General features: G+C 64.5%; 11 protein-coding genes. 4 read left to right on the forward strand and 7 right to left on the reverse strand.

Going from position 1 to position 13,804, the window contains the following annotated elements:
* Positions 1–79 precede the first annotated feature (79 nt).
* Positions 80–1,003: a recombination-associated protein RdgC gene (locus U4Y91_RS18125; RefSeq protein WP_321806388.1), complete on the forward strand. Its 924-nt coding sequence runs from the start codon at positions 80–82 to the stop codon at positions 1,001–1,003.
* A 180-nt stretch (positions 1,004–1,183) separates the two neighbouring features.
* On the opposite strand, the gene U4Y91_RS18130 is transcribed toward U4Y91_RS18125, so the two are convergent.
* Positions 1,184–1,585 carry a hypothetical protein gene (locus U4Y91_RS18130; protein ID WP_321806193.1) on the reverse strand — a complete coding sequence of 134 codons (402 nt, stop codon included), beginning with the start codon at positions 1,583–1,585 and terminating at the stop codon, positions 1,184–1,186.
* Positions 1,586–2,046: 461 nt separating this feature from the next.
* On the opposite strand from U4Y91_RS18130, the gene U4Y91_RS18135 reads away from it, so the two are divergent.
* Positions 2,047–3,417: an MFS transporter gene (locus U4Y91_RS18135; protein WP_321806194.1), complete on the forward strand. Its 1,371-nt coding sequence runs from the start codon at positions 2,047–2,049 to the stop codon at positions 3,415–3,417.
* Positions 3,418–3,573: 156 nt separating this feature from the next.
* On the opposite strand, the gene U4Y91_RS18140 is transcribed toward U4Y91_RS18135, so the two are convergent.
* The 3 genes from U4Y91_RS18140 to U4Y91_RS18150 form a co-directional block, all read right to left on the reverse strand.
* Positions 3,574–6,333: a UPF0182 family protein gene (locus tag U4Y91_RS18140; protein WP_321806195.1), complete on the reverse strand. Its 2,760-nt coding sequence runs from the start codon at positions 6,331–6,333 to the stop codon at positions 3,574–3,576.
* Between the two features lie 374 nt (positions 6,334–6,707).
* Complete coding sequence (locus U4Y91_RS18145) at positions 6,708–7,130, reverse strand: MFS transporter (protein WP_321806389.1); 423 nt, start codon at positions 7,128–7,130, stop codon at positions 6,708–6,710.
* The gene (locus tag U4Y91_RS18150) at positions 7,117–8,319 is read right to left on the reverse strand and encodes a transposase (protein ID WP_321806196.1); all 1,203 of its coding nucleotides are present in this window, start codon (positions 8,317–8,319) and stop codon (positions 7,117–7,119) included. Before U4Y91_RS18150 ends, U4Y91_RS18145 begins: the two co-directional genes overlap by 14 nt.
* Positions 8,320–8,341: 22 nt before the next feature.
* Between U4Y91_RS18150 and tnpA the strand changes: the two genes are divergently transcribed.
* Complete coding sequence (tnpA, locus tag U4Y91_RS18155) at positions 8,342–8,758, forward strand: IS200/IS605 family transposase (protein WP_321806390.1); 417 nt, start codon at positions 8,342–8,344, stop codon at positions 8,756–8,758.
* Here the strand turns inward: tnpA and U4Y91_RS18160 are convergent.
* A complete protein-coding gene (locus U4Y91_RS18160; protein WP_321806197.1) occupies positions 8,709–9,866 on the reverse strand; it encodes an MFS transporter in 1,158 nt (385 codons plus the stop codon). The two genes, tnpA and U4Y91_RS18160, sit on opposite strands and share 50 nt — an antisense overlap.
* 583 nt (positions 9,867–10,449) lie before the next feature.
* On the opposite strand from U4Y91_RS18160, the gene U4Y91_RS18165 reads away from it, so the two are divergent.
* Positions 10,450–11,391 carry a dihydrodipicolinate synthase family protein gene (locus tag U4Y91_RS18165; RefSeq protein WP_124523839.1) on the forward strand — a complete coding sequence of 314 codons (942 nt, stop codon included), beginning with the start codon at positions 10,450–10,452 and terminating at the stop codon, positions 11,389–11,391.
* A 125-nt stretch (positions 11,392–11,516) separates the two neighbouring features.
* On the opposite strand, the gene U4Y91_RS18170 is transcribed toward U4Y91_RS18165, so the two are convergent.
* Both U4Y91_RS18170 and U4Y91_RS18175 read right to left on the reverse strand, forming a co-directional pair.
* A complete protein-coding gene (locus U4Y91_RS18170) occupies positions 11,517–12,890 on the reverse strand; it encodes an MFS transporter (RefSeq protein ID WP_321806198.1) in 1,374 nt (457 codons plus the stop codon).
* A gap of 112 nt (positions 12,891–13,002) precedes the next feature.
* Entirely contained in the window at positions 13,003–13,803 is an 801-nt protein-coding gene (locus U4Y91_RS18175) for a glucose 1-dehydrogenase (protein ID WP_321806199.1), read from the reverse strand.
* Position 13,804 lies beyond the last annotated feature (1 nt).

Here is a 13,804-nt window from a genome sequence, read left to right on the forward strand (position 1 = left end):
CCGATGTTGCATCCCGACCGGCGCTTCTGGCCGGTAGACGTCACCGTCATATAGAATGACGCGCTTTGCCCGCACGCCTATGTGGTTCAAGAATCTTCAGCTTCACCGTCTTCCGGCACCGTGGCCCGTTACCCCCGATCAGATGGAAGCATGGCTGGCGCCCCACGCGTTTCAGCCGGGCACCAGCGTCGAGATGCAGCGCTCCGGTTGGGCGTCGCCGCGCGACGACGGCGCGCTCGTGTATTCGATCAACCGGCAGATGCTGCTGACGTTTCGTGCCGAAAAGAAGCTGCTCCCGGCGTCGGTCGTCAATCAGGTGACCAAGGCCCGGGCGCTTGAGGTCGAGGAGCAGCAGGGTTTCAAGGTGGGGCGAAAACAGCTGCGCGAACTCAAGGAGCAGGTGACCGACGAATTGCTGCCGCGCGCGTTCACCATTCGCCGCGATACCCGCGTGTGGATCGATACGGTGAACGGCTGGCTCGTCATCGATGCGGCCGCACAGGCACTTGCCGACGACGTTCGCGGCCTGCTCGTCAAATCGATCGATCAATTGCCGCTCGCCGGCGTTCAGGTGGCGCTTTCGCCGGTCGCCGCGATGACGGACTGGCTGCTGTCCGGCGAGGCGCCGGGCGGATTCACCGTGGACCAGGACGCCGAGTTGCGCTCGAGCGGCGAAGGTGGCGCCACGGTGCGATACGTCGGCCACGCGCTGGAAGCGAACGACATGCGCCGGCACATCGAGGCCGGCAAACAATGCATGCGCCTCGCGATGACCTGGAATGACCGAATCTCGTTCGTGCTGACGCCGTCGCTGACGATCAAGCGTGTCACGCCGCTCGACGTGATCAAGGAGGCAACGGATCCCACCGCGCAGAACGACGAGGAACGCTTCGACTCGGATGTCACGCTGATGACGGGTGAATTGGCGCGGATGTTGACCGATCTCGTCGATATCCTGGGTGGCGAGCGGCAAGACTCGGTTCAAATCGCGGCAGCAGCCTGAACGTCGTCGGCTGTCAAGGATCGTCGCCGCGCGACGGCGTGGCTTCGCGCTGACGTGACCTGTCGGGGGAAGACCGTCGTCGCTTTGGCGGCGGGCCGCGGCTGCGCGCCGGCGAAGCGCAGCCTCACCGGCGAGCCTCTTGCCGTTTGGCCCGGCGGGTTCGGAAAGTCAGCAGACAAGCTATCCGAACACCCGGGCCCATACCGCCCGAAGGCGTCGCGCGCGGTCTTCGAACAGATATGAGGCCGCCAGCGTCAAGAGACCTGAAATTGCCCCCGTCACGATGTGCTCGACATAGGGGATACGGTAGTGACTCGTGTGCGAGTAGGCGTCGCCCAACGTCGTCAGGAGGCCAACGATCACCGCATTGCCGTATCGATGCGCGTAGAGTTTCGCCGCGGGCGTGAAAGTCAGCAGGACAGCCAGGAGTCCGGTAAACAGACCTGTATGAAATGCAATCGACCAGTGGGCGAGGCTCATGATATTGCCCCAGCTTCCCGGCATGCAGGTCATGCACGCACTGGTCGGCTGCCAGAAGCGCTGGATAAACAGTCTGACGCGCTGCTTCCACTCGGTTGACATGACGCACTCCCATCAATGCCGTCGTCACGGCCGACGCCACCATACGTATCGTCGAAGCAGCTTCCCAACCCTTTAACGAGCCAGCCGCCCGCGTCACGGATGGGTTGGCTATGCGCCGTAGAGGCCGAGCCATAACCTGGACATGGGGGAATACTACTCCACGATTCGACGGCCGCTGTTTCGACCGAGACCGCACCGGGCTTTCTCACGGAAACCGGGAATCGCTGCGGATGGCGTTCTGCAAATACGCGCATCTTCAATGGACGGCAATCACCGAGCCATCGTGCAACCGGGCGTTCGTCGACATGCATGCTCGCGCGGGCGGTTGATCTGGCTATATATCAGGACTTCTTACTAAAAGGTTCAAGCGCCCTGCGATCCATTCCTGGCCTGCGCTTGCCGAAACCTGTCGCCGGGCGTATGGTTTATTTCTTTATCGCCCTTTTCCGGGAGATACCAAAATGGCTGCCATGCAATCCGCGGCCACGCCCCTCTCCGACGAGGAAGCCCGGCGCCAGTTGCGCCGCGCCGTCATCGCCAGCACGATTGGCACCACGATCGAATGGTATGACTTTTTCCTCTACAGCACGGTCACCGGCCTGGTCTTCGCAAAGCTGTATTTCCCCCAATCCCATCCACTCGTCGGCACGCTTCAGGCGTTCCTGATCTATGCCGTCGGCTTCGTCGCGCGGCCGGTCGGCGCGGCGATCTTCGGCCACTACGGCGATCGCATCGGCCGCAAGGCCACGCTGATCGTGACCCTGTTGCTGATGGGGCTCGCCACGTTCGCCGTGGCCTTCGTTCCGACCTACGCAGCGATCGGCATCTGGGGCGCGATTCTCCTCACGGTGCTGCGCTTCATCCAGGGCGTCGGCGTCGGCGGTGAATGGGGCGGCTCGGTCCTGATGTCGATGGAGTGGGCGCGCACCAATGCACATCGCGGCTTCGTCGCGTCGTGGCCGCAGTTCGGCGTGCCGGCGGGATTGTTCCTCGCCAACCTCGCCGTGCTGGCCATGAGCTGGTTGTCCGGCAGCAGTTTCCTCACGTGGGGCTGGCGCGTGCCGTTTGTCCTCAGCATCCTGCTGGTCGCGATCGGGCTTTATATCCGCCTGAACATTCTCGAGACGCCGATCTTCGCGAAACTGCTGGCCGAGCGCCGGATCGAGAAGGCACCGATGCTCGAAGTGCTGCGCAAGCAACCGAGGGATATCGTGCTGTCGGCGTTCGCGCGGATGGCCGAACAGGCGCCCTTCTATATCTTTACGGCGTTCGTGTTCACGTACGGGATCACGGCGCTGGGCGTCACGCGCGAGCTGCTGCTGACGGCGGTGCTGGTGGCGTCCGTGGTCGAATTCGTCACCATTCCTCTGTTCGGCCACGTGTCGGATCTGATCGGGCGGCGGCGGATGTACATGATCGGTGCGGTTTCCGTTGGTGTATTCGGATTCCTCTACTTCGCGATGGTCGACAGCCGGAATCCGGCATGGATCTTCGCGGCCATCGTGCTGTCGCTGGTCCCGCATTCGATGATGTATGGACCGCAGGCGGCATTGATCGCCGAGTCGTTTACCGGGCGGTTGCGGTATAGCGGTGCGTCGATGGGTTATCAGCTCGCTTCGGTCATTGCAGGCGGCCCGGCACCGCTGATCGCGACCGCGCTGTTTGCCTACTACCATTCGGGGTATGCGATCGCAGTGTACGTGCTGATATGTGCGGTGTTGAGCCTGGTCGCCGCATCGAAACTCGGCGACTACACGAACAAGGATATTTCGCGGGAATACGACGACGCGCGAAGTCTGGAGGATCACGGGCACGCGCCGCCGCTGACCTGACGGGTTGGCCGGCTCGATCGATCTATGGGGCAACGAGCCGGCTGCCGGCCCGCTTTCCGCACCCGGTCCCGGTTCAGGCCAATGCGCGCGCCCGGAACAACGCGACAACTGCTTGATCGCGGCAGCCAGGCTCACGCCCGTTCAGCCGCGCCTCACTCACTGCTTGTGATCCGCACGAGCGGCGCCCATCGCTTCGAGCAACGGTCGGAGCGCATCGAGTTCCGCGCCGAAGCCGGCCCAATCCCCCGCCTTCAGCCGCTCGATCGCACGATCGTAATGGGCCAGCGCATCGCGGGCGCGCGCATCCGCCGCGCCGCCGGCCGGCGCCGCCACCGGCCCCGGCCTCGTCTCCTTGAACAGCGCCGCGAGCGCCTCGCTCAGGTTTTCCTCCATCACGACGCGATCGCCGTAGGCCGCGATCACCCGTTTCAGCTCGGGCAATTGGCCGGACGACGCGCGCAGATAGAGCGGCGACACGTAGAGAATCGAGTGCTCGATCGGAACGACCACGAGATGTCCGCGGATGACGCGTGAGCCCATCTGGTTCCACAGCGAGATCTGCTGCGAAATTTCCGTGCTCTGCTGGATGCGCGCCTCGATCTGGTACGGCCCGTAGATCAGCTTTTCCTTGGGGAACGCGTAGACGATCAGCTTGCCGTACCCGGGCGGATCGCAACGCGCGGCCAGCCACGCGATCATGTTCTCGCGCTGGCTCGGCACCATCGGCAGCATGAGCACGAAGCCGGCCTGCGCATCGCCGGGCAACCGCATGATCGTGTAGTACGGCGCCATCTGCCGGTTCGCGGCGTCGCCCCCGTCGATATCGCCCAGCGCACGAGGAAACTGCCAGAGGTCCTCACGGTTATAGAACACTTCCGGTGCATCCATGTGATAAGCGCGGTAGAGGTTCGCCTGGATCAGGAACAGATCCTCGGGGTAGCGGATGTGCCGTTGAAGATCCTGCGGCATCGCGTCGAGCGGCTTGAACATGCCGGGGAAGATGCGCGCGTAAGTCCGCACCAGCGGATCGGACGGATCGCTGACGTAGAAGTCGACCGTGCCGTTGTACGCGTCGACCACCACCTTGACCGCGTTGCGAATGTAGTTGGCGCCATCGCCGGTGCCGGGCGGCGCATACGGAAACCAGTGGCTGGTCGTATAGGCGTCCTGCATCCAGAACAGGCGTCCGTTGCTTGCCACGACATAGGGGTCGTGGTCGAGCGCGAGAAACGGTGCAATCGTGCGTATCCGGTCCCGGACGTTGCGGTGAAAGAGGATCCTGCTCTCGTTCGTGATGTAGTGCGTCAGCAAGATGTTGGGATCGCCGAACTGCCATGCGAACAGGCTGCGCCGCACCGCGCCGCCGATCGCGACACCATCGCGCCCGCTGTAGGACGTATAGACATTGCTATCTCCCTTCGGGTAGTCGAATTCGGGCACGCTGCCCTTCACGATCACATAGCCGTGCCCGCCTTCACCGAAGTAGATGCGCGGTTCGTCGATCGCCGGTCCGCCATCGGCGACGGGCGGAATGTCGCGCAGATAGAGCGACGGCAAGCCTTCCGTGGATTTCTCCGTGACCGGCGACATCACGATGCCGTTGCCGTGGGTGAACAGCAGATGCAGGTTCACCCAGGTTCGGGCGTTCTCCGGCAGCATCGTCTGATCCAGTTCGCGCGCCGACAGCATGACCTGCCGGTAGCCGGAGTCGAGACGGTAGCGATCGATATCCACGGAAAAGAACTTGTAGTAAGTCCTGATCTCCTGCAACTGCGCATAGGTATCCATCAGCGGCTGCACATCCCACAGGCGGATATTGTCGACGGTCGCGCGATTGGCCTGCAGCGACGCGATGTTCAGGCCCTGCTCGGCCGCAAACGGTTTGACCTCGATCTGCGCGAGACCGTAAGCCTGCCTCGTCAACGCGATGTTCTGCTGGATATAGGGCGTCTCGAGCTGCAGCTCGCTCGGCTTGACGTAGAAGCGCTGGAACAGCGCGGGATAGACGATGCCCAGCGCGAATGAAGTGCCGAACACGAGCAGCATCGCGGCGGCCGGCAATCGATAGCCGGGCCGGCGCAGGTTGACCAGCATCGCAACGGCCGACGCGGCGGCGAGGCCGACGAGCAGCCACAGCACCGGCAGCATCACGTGGACATCCGTATAACCGGCGCCGACCACGACCCCGTTGTTGTCGTAGAGCAGCAGAAAGCGCTCGAGCCACCAGGACCAGGCCTTTAGCAGGAAGAACAGTGCCAGTAGCGCCGACCCGTGAACCGCAGCGGCCGACGAAAGCCCCTTCGGCGGGCGAAGCATGATGTCGCCGCGCAGCCAGTAGACGCCGCCCGCGACGATCGCGCAGCAGACGACCACTTGCAGCAGCAGGTTCTTCAGCACGATCCAGACGGGCAGCGCGAACAGATAGAAACCGATGTCCTTGCCGAAGATCGGATCGTGCGCGCCGAACGGCACCCGATGCAGGAATCGAAGCGCAACATCCCAGCTCGACATCGCACCGGCGGCGATCGCAAGCCCGAGTATGACGGCACCCGCGGCGATGACCGCGCGCCAGGGAATGCGCGACGCGACCTCCCCTGCCAGCGCCCGCAGGACATCCTCCGCACGCGTGGACGAAGCGTCCGCTACCTGCCAGACATCGACGGGCCTGGCATGACGATGCGCGAGCCACCCCGACGCGCCGATCGCGGCGGCCGACACGGCGAACACCGCGACGAACAGCAGCACCCTCGCGGACAGGATCGTCCAGAAGACGCCGGCATAGCCGATCGACGAGAACCAAAGCCAGTCGACCAGGAGACCGGTGATGCGCCCGGCGACGATCAGGCAGGCGATGACGATCGCAGCCGCGATCCCGTAGCGTCTCAGGCGTGGGACGGACGTTGCTTGCGAGCGCATCGAGGCTCCTTTGCCGGGCCGTCATGGGTGGCCGGCTGCGGCCGGACCGGGCGTGCCGCCGATCCGTCAGTGAGCATCGCGGCCGGCCGCATGTCTGAATGCTACGCCCGTTGCCGACACGTCGCCATCCGACGGCATGCGCGACATCACCGGGAACGAGCGAACGCAGTGCAGTGCACTGCAGCAGATTCGATCCCCTCGACAAGCACCCGTCGATGGCCGCTGTCGGGCGCTGTCGGGCGCAATCAGCTACGACCGTAGTGGACCGAACGCCGACCGTCTTCCCCGCGCTCCCCGGGCATCCTCGATGAACCACAAAAAAGCCACCCTCGCGGGTGGCTTGCCTGGACGCAATCAGTCTTCGATCACCCGCCTCACGCGTGCGTGCGCCGACTTGCCTCCGCATCGACCTCGCGCAGCGACTTGCCGCGCGTTTCCTTCGCAAACCCGACGCACACGATCGAGATCAGCGCGGCCGCGACGAGATACAACGCGATCGGCGTCGACGAGTGATAGCGCTCGAGCAGCGACAGCCCGATCAGCGGCGCAAGCGAGCCGGCCATCAGCGGCGCGACCTGGTAGCACAGCGACAGCGCGGTATAGCGCACGTTGGTCGGGAACATCTCGGTCATCAGTGCCGAATACGGCGAGTACGTCATCGATTCGATGAACAGGCCGAGCACGATCGCGGCCATGATGATCCAGTCGTTGCCGGTATCCTTGACATCCTCCCCTGCCTGAACGCAGGGGATTCCTACCGCTCCCAAAGCGATGATGCTTGCTTCAGATCGCCTCAGCGGGTTCCTGCTTCACGGAGCGGCCCGACTGCACCGGCTCTCCACAGGCTGCAACGCGGTGTCCCCGCGCCAAAATATTGATCGCGCCGACCACATCGGCGTTTTCCTCGAAACCGCATTCGATACAGGCGAACTGCGCCTGCGTAAGCCGGTTCTCCGCGCTCACGCAACCGCACGCCGGACACGTCCGGCTCGTGTTCGCGGACGGCACCGCAATCAGCCAGCCGCCGTTCCATGCCAGCTTGTAGTCCAGTTGGCGACGGAACTCGAACCAGCCCTGATCGAGGATGGATTTGTTCAGGCCGGACTTGGCCCGAACGTTCTTACCAGGATTCTCGGTGTTGCCCGCTGCCGATCTGGACATGTTCCGCACCTGCAAATCCTCGATACACACCATCGCGTGGTTATTGCTGATCGTGGTCGTGGCCTTGTGCAGGTAATCGCGGCGGGAGTTACCGATGCGGGAATGGATGCGCTGGATGCGGGCTTTCGCCTTCTTCCAGTTGCTGCTGAATTTCACCTTGCGGCTCATGGCCCGTTGCGCACGGCGCAACCAAGCCGCGTGCCGCTTGAAGCTGTTGAGCGGTGCGAGGAACGTGCCGTCGCTCAACGTTGCGAAGCGAGCTACGCCGACATCGATGCCGACTGCGCGGGTGGCTTGCGGCACGGGCGGATCGACCTCGCGTTGTGTCTGAATCGAGACGAACCATTTCCCGGCACTCCGGGATACCGTGGCATTGCGCAACTCACCCAATACGCCTCTGCTATTGCGGTAACGAAGCCAACCGAGCTTGGGCAGAAAGATTCGGCTGTTACCCTGATCCAGCTTGATCTGTTTCGGGTCGGGGTAGCGGAAGCTGTCGCTCTTGCCCTTCCTCTTGAAGCGCGGGAATGCTGCACGCTTGCCGAAAAAATTCTTGTAGGCCCGCTCCAGGTCCTTGAGCGCGTGCTGCAACGGGTGAACGGGTGAATCCTTGAGCCACGGCGTCTCCGACCCATTACGCCACGCAGTGAGGTGCTTTGCCATCGCCACGTAGCCGATGAACTTGCCGCCCGCGTCGTAATTCTCCTTCTGCAATGCCAGCGCCTTGTTGTAGACGAACCGGCACGATCCGGCGAAGCGGCGCATATCGCGCTGCTGCTCGCCAGTTGGCATCAGTTCGAACTTGAAGGCCTGGAGTCGCTGCATCGGGCCATTGTACATTTGGCCTCTGACGACGAACAAAGACATCCGGCGCCGGCGGTATTGCGTCTTCCTGATGCATGCGCACTTGGTCTTCGTGATCCAATACCGGCGAGACGTGTTCTCGAAATCCATACTGGCCGACATGCGCGAGATCCTTGCCAATGTTTGCAGCGACTTCGAGTCCGAGCTGGTGGAGTTCGACGGCGAAGACGACCATGTTCATCTGCTGGTGAACTATCCGCCAAAGGTATCCGTGTCGTCGCTGGTGAATAGCCTCAAGGGCGTATCCAGTCGCATGATTCGGCGGAAAAATTACCCCGGTATCCGCAAGAAGCTATGGGGTGGTGCTCTGTGGTCTCCGTCCTACTTTGCAGGAAGTTGCGGCGGTGCACCTATCGAAATTGTGCGCCAGTACATCGAACAGCAGAAAACCCCGCACTAAGCGCAGCTAAGGACGCCTGCGGCGTCCGCGCTTTCCTTCCTCGCCCTGAAGGACGAGGTTTGACGCACTTCTCGATCATCGGGAACGCGACGAAGCCCCAGCCGGCGGTCAGCACGGCGCCCGTCAGATACACGGGCTTGCGCCCGACGAGATCCGACATCAGCCCCATCAGCGGGATGAAGAAGAAGTGAATCGCGTTGGCGGCGAACATCAGCTTCAGGATCCGCGTGGTGTCGAAGCCGACGACCAGCTTCAGGTAAGTCAGCGAGAACGTGACGACCATGTAATACAGGATGTTCTCGGCGAACCGCGCGCCGATGCCGATCAGCACCTGCCGCCAGTGATACTTGAACACGTGGCCCACGCCGAGCTGCTTTTCCTGCTTCTGCGCGCGGCGCGCCTGCGCCTCCTTGAAGATCGGCGCATCGTCGACCTTGCGGCGAATCCAGAAACCGATCAGCACGAACACCGCCGAGAACCAGAATGCCGCGCGCCAGCCCCACGCCAGGAAGTCGGCCTCGGACAGCGAGCTCGACAGCACCAGCAGGATGATGGTCGCGACGAGGTTGCCGGCCGGCACGCCGGCCTGCGGCCAGCTGGCCCAGAAGCCGCGGCGGTTGTCCGGGCTGTGTTCGCTGACCAGCAGGATCGCGCCGCCCCACTCGCCGCCGAACGCGAAGCCCTGGATCAGGCGCAGCGACACCAGCAGCACCGGCGCCCAGTACCCGATCGCATCGAAGGTCGGCAGGCACCCCATCAGGAAGGTCGTGACGCCGACCACGATCAGGCTCACCTGCAGCAGATACTTGCGGCCGAACTTGTCGCCGTAGTAACCGAACACCAGCCCGCCGATCGGGCGCGCGGCGAATCCCACCGCATACAGCGCGAACGCGGCGAGCAGGCCGTCGATCGGGTTGCCCGTCTTCTTGAAGAAGTGCGTGCCGAACACCAGCGCCGACGCCGTTCCATACAGGAAGAACTCGTACCACTCCGCCACCGAGCCGACCATCGACGCCGCGACGACCCGCTTCAATTCCCGCTTCGACGCCGTGTCCTGCACGGCTGCTGCACTACCGGGCGAGACTGCCTCGCCGACCTGACTTGTCATCTCCGTATCTCCTCTCGTTGTCTTCCATTTCCCTTGGCGGGCCGGGTTCGCGCGTAAGCACGTCGAAAGATTTTATACAATACACAATCCACGCAATCTCAAAAAAGCTTTCGGCAGAAATGTGACACGCCGGGCGGCATCTGGCAGTCAGGTTCCGAGCCCGCGAGCACGATGTTTCTGATCAGAGGAAAGTACGGCAGGGACTTGTCTACGGGACGCTGACCGCGGCTCGCGGGCCGACGGGCGGGGCGTTGCGTGAATTTTCCGGTGTCGAGGGGATCGTCCGTCGCCCCCGCCCAAAGCCGCTGCGGCGCGGTTCGTCACCCTTCCCGCGGCTCCGGCACGACAACCTTCGTCACGCCCTTTTTATTTTATATTGTATAAAATATGCGGACTGGCTAGAATGACTTCCGTCGATGGCTGACTCTCGGGCGAAACCGGAGGCAACGTTTCGGCACCGAGGCAAACAAGAGGCGGCCAGCCGCCGTCCGGATCGCATGCAGCACCGACGAGACGGCGAGCGCGCGTACAGCCCAGGTTGCCAGCAATGGCAGTTGACCCTATCTGAATGTGAGGAAACGAGATGAGCGACAACATTTTTACCGGCACCATTCCGGCCCTGATGACGCCGTGCACCGCTGACCGTCAGCCGGATTTCGACGCGCTGGTGAAGAAGGGCAAGGAACTGATTGCACTCGGCATGCGCGCGGTGGTGTACTGCGGCTCGATGGGCGACTGGCCGCTGCTGACCGAAGCGCAGCGCCAGGAAGGCGTCGCGCGCCTGGTCGAGGCCGGCGTCCCGACGATCGTCGGCACCGGCGCGGTGAACTCGAAGGAAGCCGTGTCGCACGCCGCGCATGCCGCGAAGGTCGGCGCACACGGCCTGATGGTGATCCCGCGCGTGCTGTCGCGCGGCGCGTCGCCGGCGGCCCAGAAGGCGCACTTCGCCGCGATCCTGAACGCCGCGCCGAACCTGCCGGCCGTGATCTACAACAGCCCGTACTACGGCTTCGCGACCCGCGCCGACCTGTTCTTCGAACTGCGTCGCCAGCACCCGAACCTGATCGGCTTCAAGGAATTCGGCGGCGCCGCCGACATGCGCTACGCAGCCGAGAACATCACGTCGCAGGACGACAGCGTCACGTTGATGGCCGGTGTCGACACGCAGGTCTTCCACGGCTTCGTGAACTGCGGCGCCGCAGGCGCGATCACCGGTATCGGCAACGCGCTGCCGCGCGAAGTGCTGCAACTGGTCGACCTGTGCAAGAAGGCCGCGCAAGGCGACGCAGTGGCGCGCGTGCGTGCGAAGGAACTGGAAGCGGCGCTGGCCGTGCTGTCGTCGTTCGACGAAGGCTGCGACCTGGTCCTGTTCTACAAGCACCTGATGGTGCTGAACGGCGACAAGGAATACACGCTGCACTTCAACGAAACCGACGCCCTGAGCGACGCGCAGCGCAACTACGCGGAAGCGCAGTACACGCTGTTCCGCAACTGGTACGCGAACTGGTCGAAGAGCATCGCGTAAGCGCGTTCGTACGAAACCGTTCGATACGCAGCCATGAAACGGCTGCGTGACGACAACGAAAAGCCACGGAGCACTCCGTGGCTTTTTTCATTCGCGCTGCGCGCTGCAACCGCGCGCCTGCTGGATCAGTGCTGCTGCACGGCCGCCCCACTCGCGCGCTCCTGTTCCGTGATCTCCGTGCGGCAATGGCCGATCATGTACAACGCACCGGCCGCGGCGAGCGCCGGCACCGCCAACAAGCTGAACACGTCGCCGAAGTGCCAGCCGAGCCCCATCAGCATCGCGCCGGCGAACGCACCGGCCACGCCGCCGATTCGTCCGATGCCGAGCATCCATGCCACGCCCGTCGCGCGGCAGCGCGTCGGATACAGGCTCGCCGCATAGGCCGACATCGACGTCACCGCGCTCGTCACCACGGTGCCGCACAGGAAAATCAGCGTGCCGAGCCACGCGGCATGCCCGATCGTGCGGCTCGCCACGAGCACCAGCAGCGCCGCCACGACATACGCGCAGACGATCGTCCGGTTCGGATTGAAGCGGTCCATCAGCCATCCGGCGCCGAGGTTGCCGAGCACGCCGCCGAGCGGGAACAGCGAGGTCATCAACGCACCGCCTTCGGCGCTGAAACCGGCGTCGCGAAGCAGCGTCGGCATCCAGTTGGTCAGCAGGTAATAGATCAGCAGTCCCATGAAATAGGCCGCCCACAGCATCAGCGTGCGCGAACGGAACTGCGCGGATACCACCTGCGCGAGCGCGGACGCCCCGCCCGTTTGCGTTCGCGCGCCGGCGGCCACGAACGTGCAGTCGTCGAAGCGCTCGCGCGGTGCGATCCGCGCGAGGATGCGCGCGATGCGCGCATGCGTGCCCGGTCGCGCCGCGAGATACTGCGCGGACTCGGGCAGCAGCATCACGAGCGCGACCGCCAGCGCGAGCGGCCCGATCCCGCCCGCGGTCAGCACGCTTTGCCAGCCGAACTGCGGAATCAGCCACGCGGACGTGACGCCGCCCACCGCGAGCCCGCACGAGAAACCGCAGAACATCGCGTTGACGGCCACGCCGCGGATCCGGGCCGGCGCGTACTCCGACATCAGCGTGACGGCGTTCGGCATCGCCGCGCCCAGGCCGAGCCCGGTCAGGAAGCGGAACGCAGTCAACGCTTCGATCGACTGCGCATGCGCGGACACCATGCTCCACGCGCCGAAACACGCAACCGACAGCACGAGCACGGTCTTGCGACCGAGCCGGTCCGCGCACGGGCCGGCGGCGAGCGCGCCGATGCCGAGCCCGGCCAGCGCCGCGCTCATCACGGGGCCGAGCGCGCTGCGCGCGATGCCCCAGTCGTGCGTCAGCGCGGGCGCGATGAAGCCGATCGCGGCCGTGTCGTAGCCGTCGGCGGCCACGACCAGGAAGCACAGGATCAGGATCAGCCACTGACAGGGGGAAAAGCGCTCGGCGTCGATGAACGACTGCACGTCGAGCGTACGCGGGGGGGTTTTCATCGTATGTCTCCTTCGATCCGGTCGCAGGACGGTGCCGATGCACCGCCCGCGCGCGGACCTGTTCATGGTCATTGTCGAGTTGTGAATCCGGTGCCCGGATGAGCGGCGCACGTCAGCCGGGCGGTGATTCCGCAGCGCCGTAGGCCTGCCAGCCGCCGTCGACGTTCAGCACGGTGCCGGTGACGTAGCTCGCCGCGTCCGATGCGAGGAACGCGATCGCGGCCGCGATCTCGTCGGGCTCGGCGAGGCGGCCGAGCGGCGTGCGGCGCTCGATCGCCGCGCGATCGAGCTGGCCGTTGCGCGCGAGCGTGTCGACCAGTTCGGTCGCGACGTAGCCGGGCGCGACGGCATTGACGCGCACGCCGGCGCGCGCCCATTCGCATGCCATCGATCGCGTCAGCGACGCGATCGCAGCCTTGGCCGCGCCGTATGCATTGCGCGTCGGAATCCCGCCCTGCCCGGCGATCGAGCAGAGATTGACGATCGCGCCGGCACGCTGCGCGAGCATCACGCGCGCGACTTCGCGGCTCGCGACGAACGTCCCGCGCACGTGCACCGCCAGCAGCCGGTCGAACGCCGCCGCCGACTGCTCGACGGTCGGCGCGTTCTGCTCGCCGATTCCGGCGTTGTTGACGAGCACGTCGATCCGGCCGAAGCGCTCGACGACGGTTCGCATCAGCGCGACCACGTCGTCTTCGCTCGCGACGTCGGCACGCAGGCCGAGATGTTCGGGCCCGAGTGCGGCCGCGCGTTCCGCTGCACGTTCACCGTGCAGGTCGGCGATCGCGACGCGGTAGCCGGCGGTCGCGAGCCGCATCGCGCACGCCCAGCCGATGCCGTGCGCGCCGCCCGTGACGATTGCGACGCGTGTCACGCGGGTGTCGTCCATGTCGTGTCCCGGTTTGATCGTCATG

The organism is Burkholderia sp. BCC1993 (assembly GCF_905339865.1).
Taxonomy (GTDB): Bacteria; Pseudomonadota; Gammaproteobacteria; order Burkholderiales; family Burkholderiaceae; genus Burkholderia.

Excerpts from the sequence above, each read along its gene's own strand:
- U4Y91_RS18125 (WP_321806388.1), top strand. The coding sequence starts at position 80 with ATGTGGTTCAAGAATCTTCAGCTTCACCGTCTTCCGGCACCGTGGCCC.
- U4Y91_RS18130 (WP_321806193.1), bottom strand. The coding sequence starts at position 1,585 with ATGTCAACCGAGTGGAAGCAGCGCGTCAGACTGTTTATCCAGCGCTTC.
- U4Y91_RS18135 (WP_321806194.1), top strand. The coding sequence starts at position 2,047 with ATGGCTGCCATGCAATCCGCGGCCACGCCCCTCTCCGACGAGGAAGCC.
- U4Y91_RS18140 (WP_321806195.1), bottom strand. The coding sequence starts at position 6,333 with ATGCGCTCGCAAGCAACGTCCGTCCCACGCCTGAGACGCTACGGGATC.
- U4Y91_RS18150 (WP_321806196.1), bottom strand. The coding sequence starts at position 8,319 with ATGCAGCGACTCCAGGCCTTCAAGTTCGAACTGATGCCAACTGGCGAG.
- U4Y91_RS18160 (WP_321806197.1), bottom strand. The coding sequence starts at position 9,866 with ATGACAAGTCAGGTCGGCGAGGCAGTCTCGCCCGGTAGTGCAGCAGCC.
- U4Y91_RS18165 (WP_124523839.1), top strand. The coding sequence starts at position 10,450 with ATGAGCGACAACATTTTTACCGGCACCATTCCGGCCCTGATGACGCCG.
- U4Y91_RS18170 (WP_321806198.1), bottom strand. The coding sequence starts at position 12,890 with ATGAAAACCCCCCCGCGTACGCTCGACGTGCAGTCGTTCATCGACGCC.
- U4Y91_RS18175 (WP_321806199.1), bottom strand. The coding sequence starts at position 13,803 with ATGACGATCAAACCGGGACACGACATGGACGACACCCGCGTGACACGC.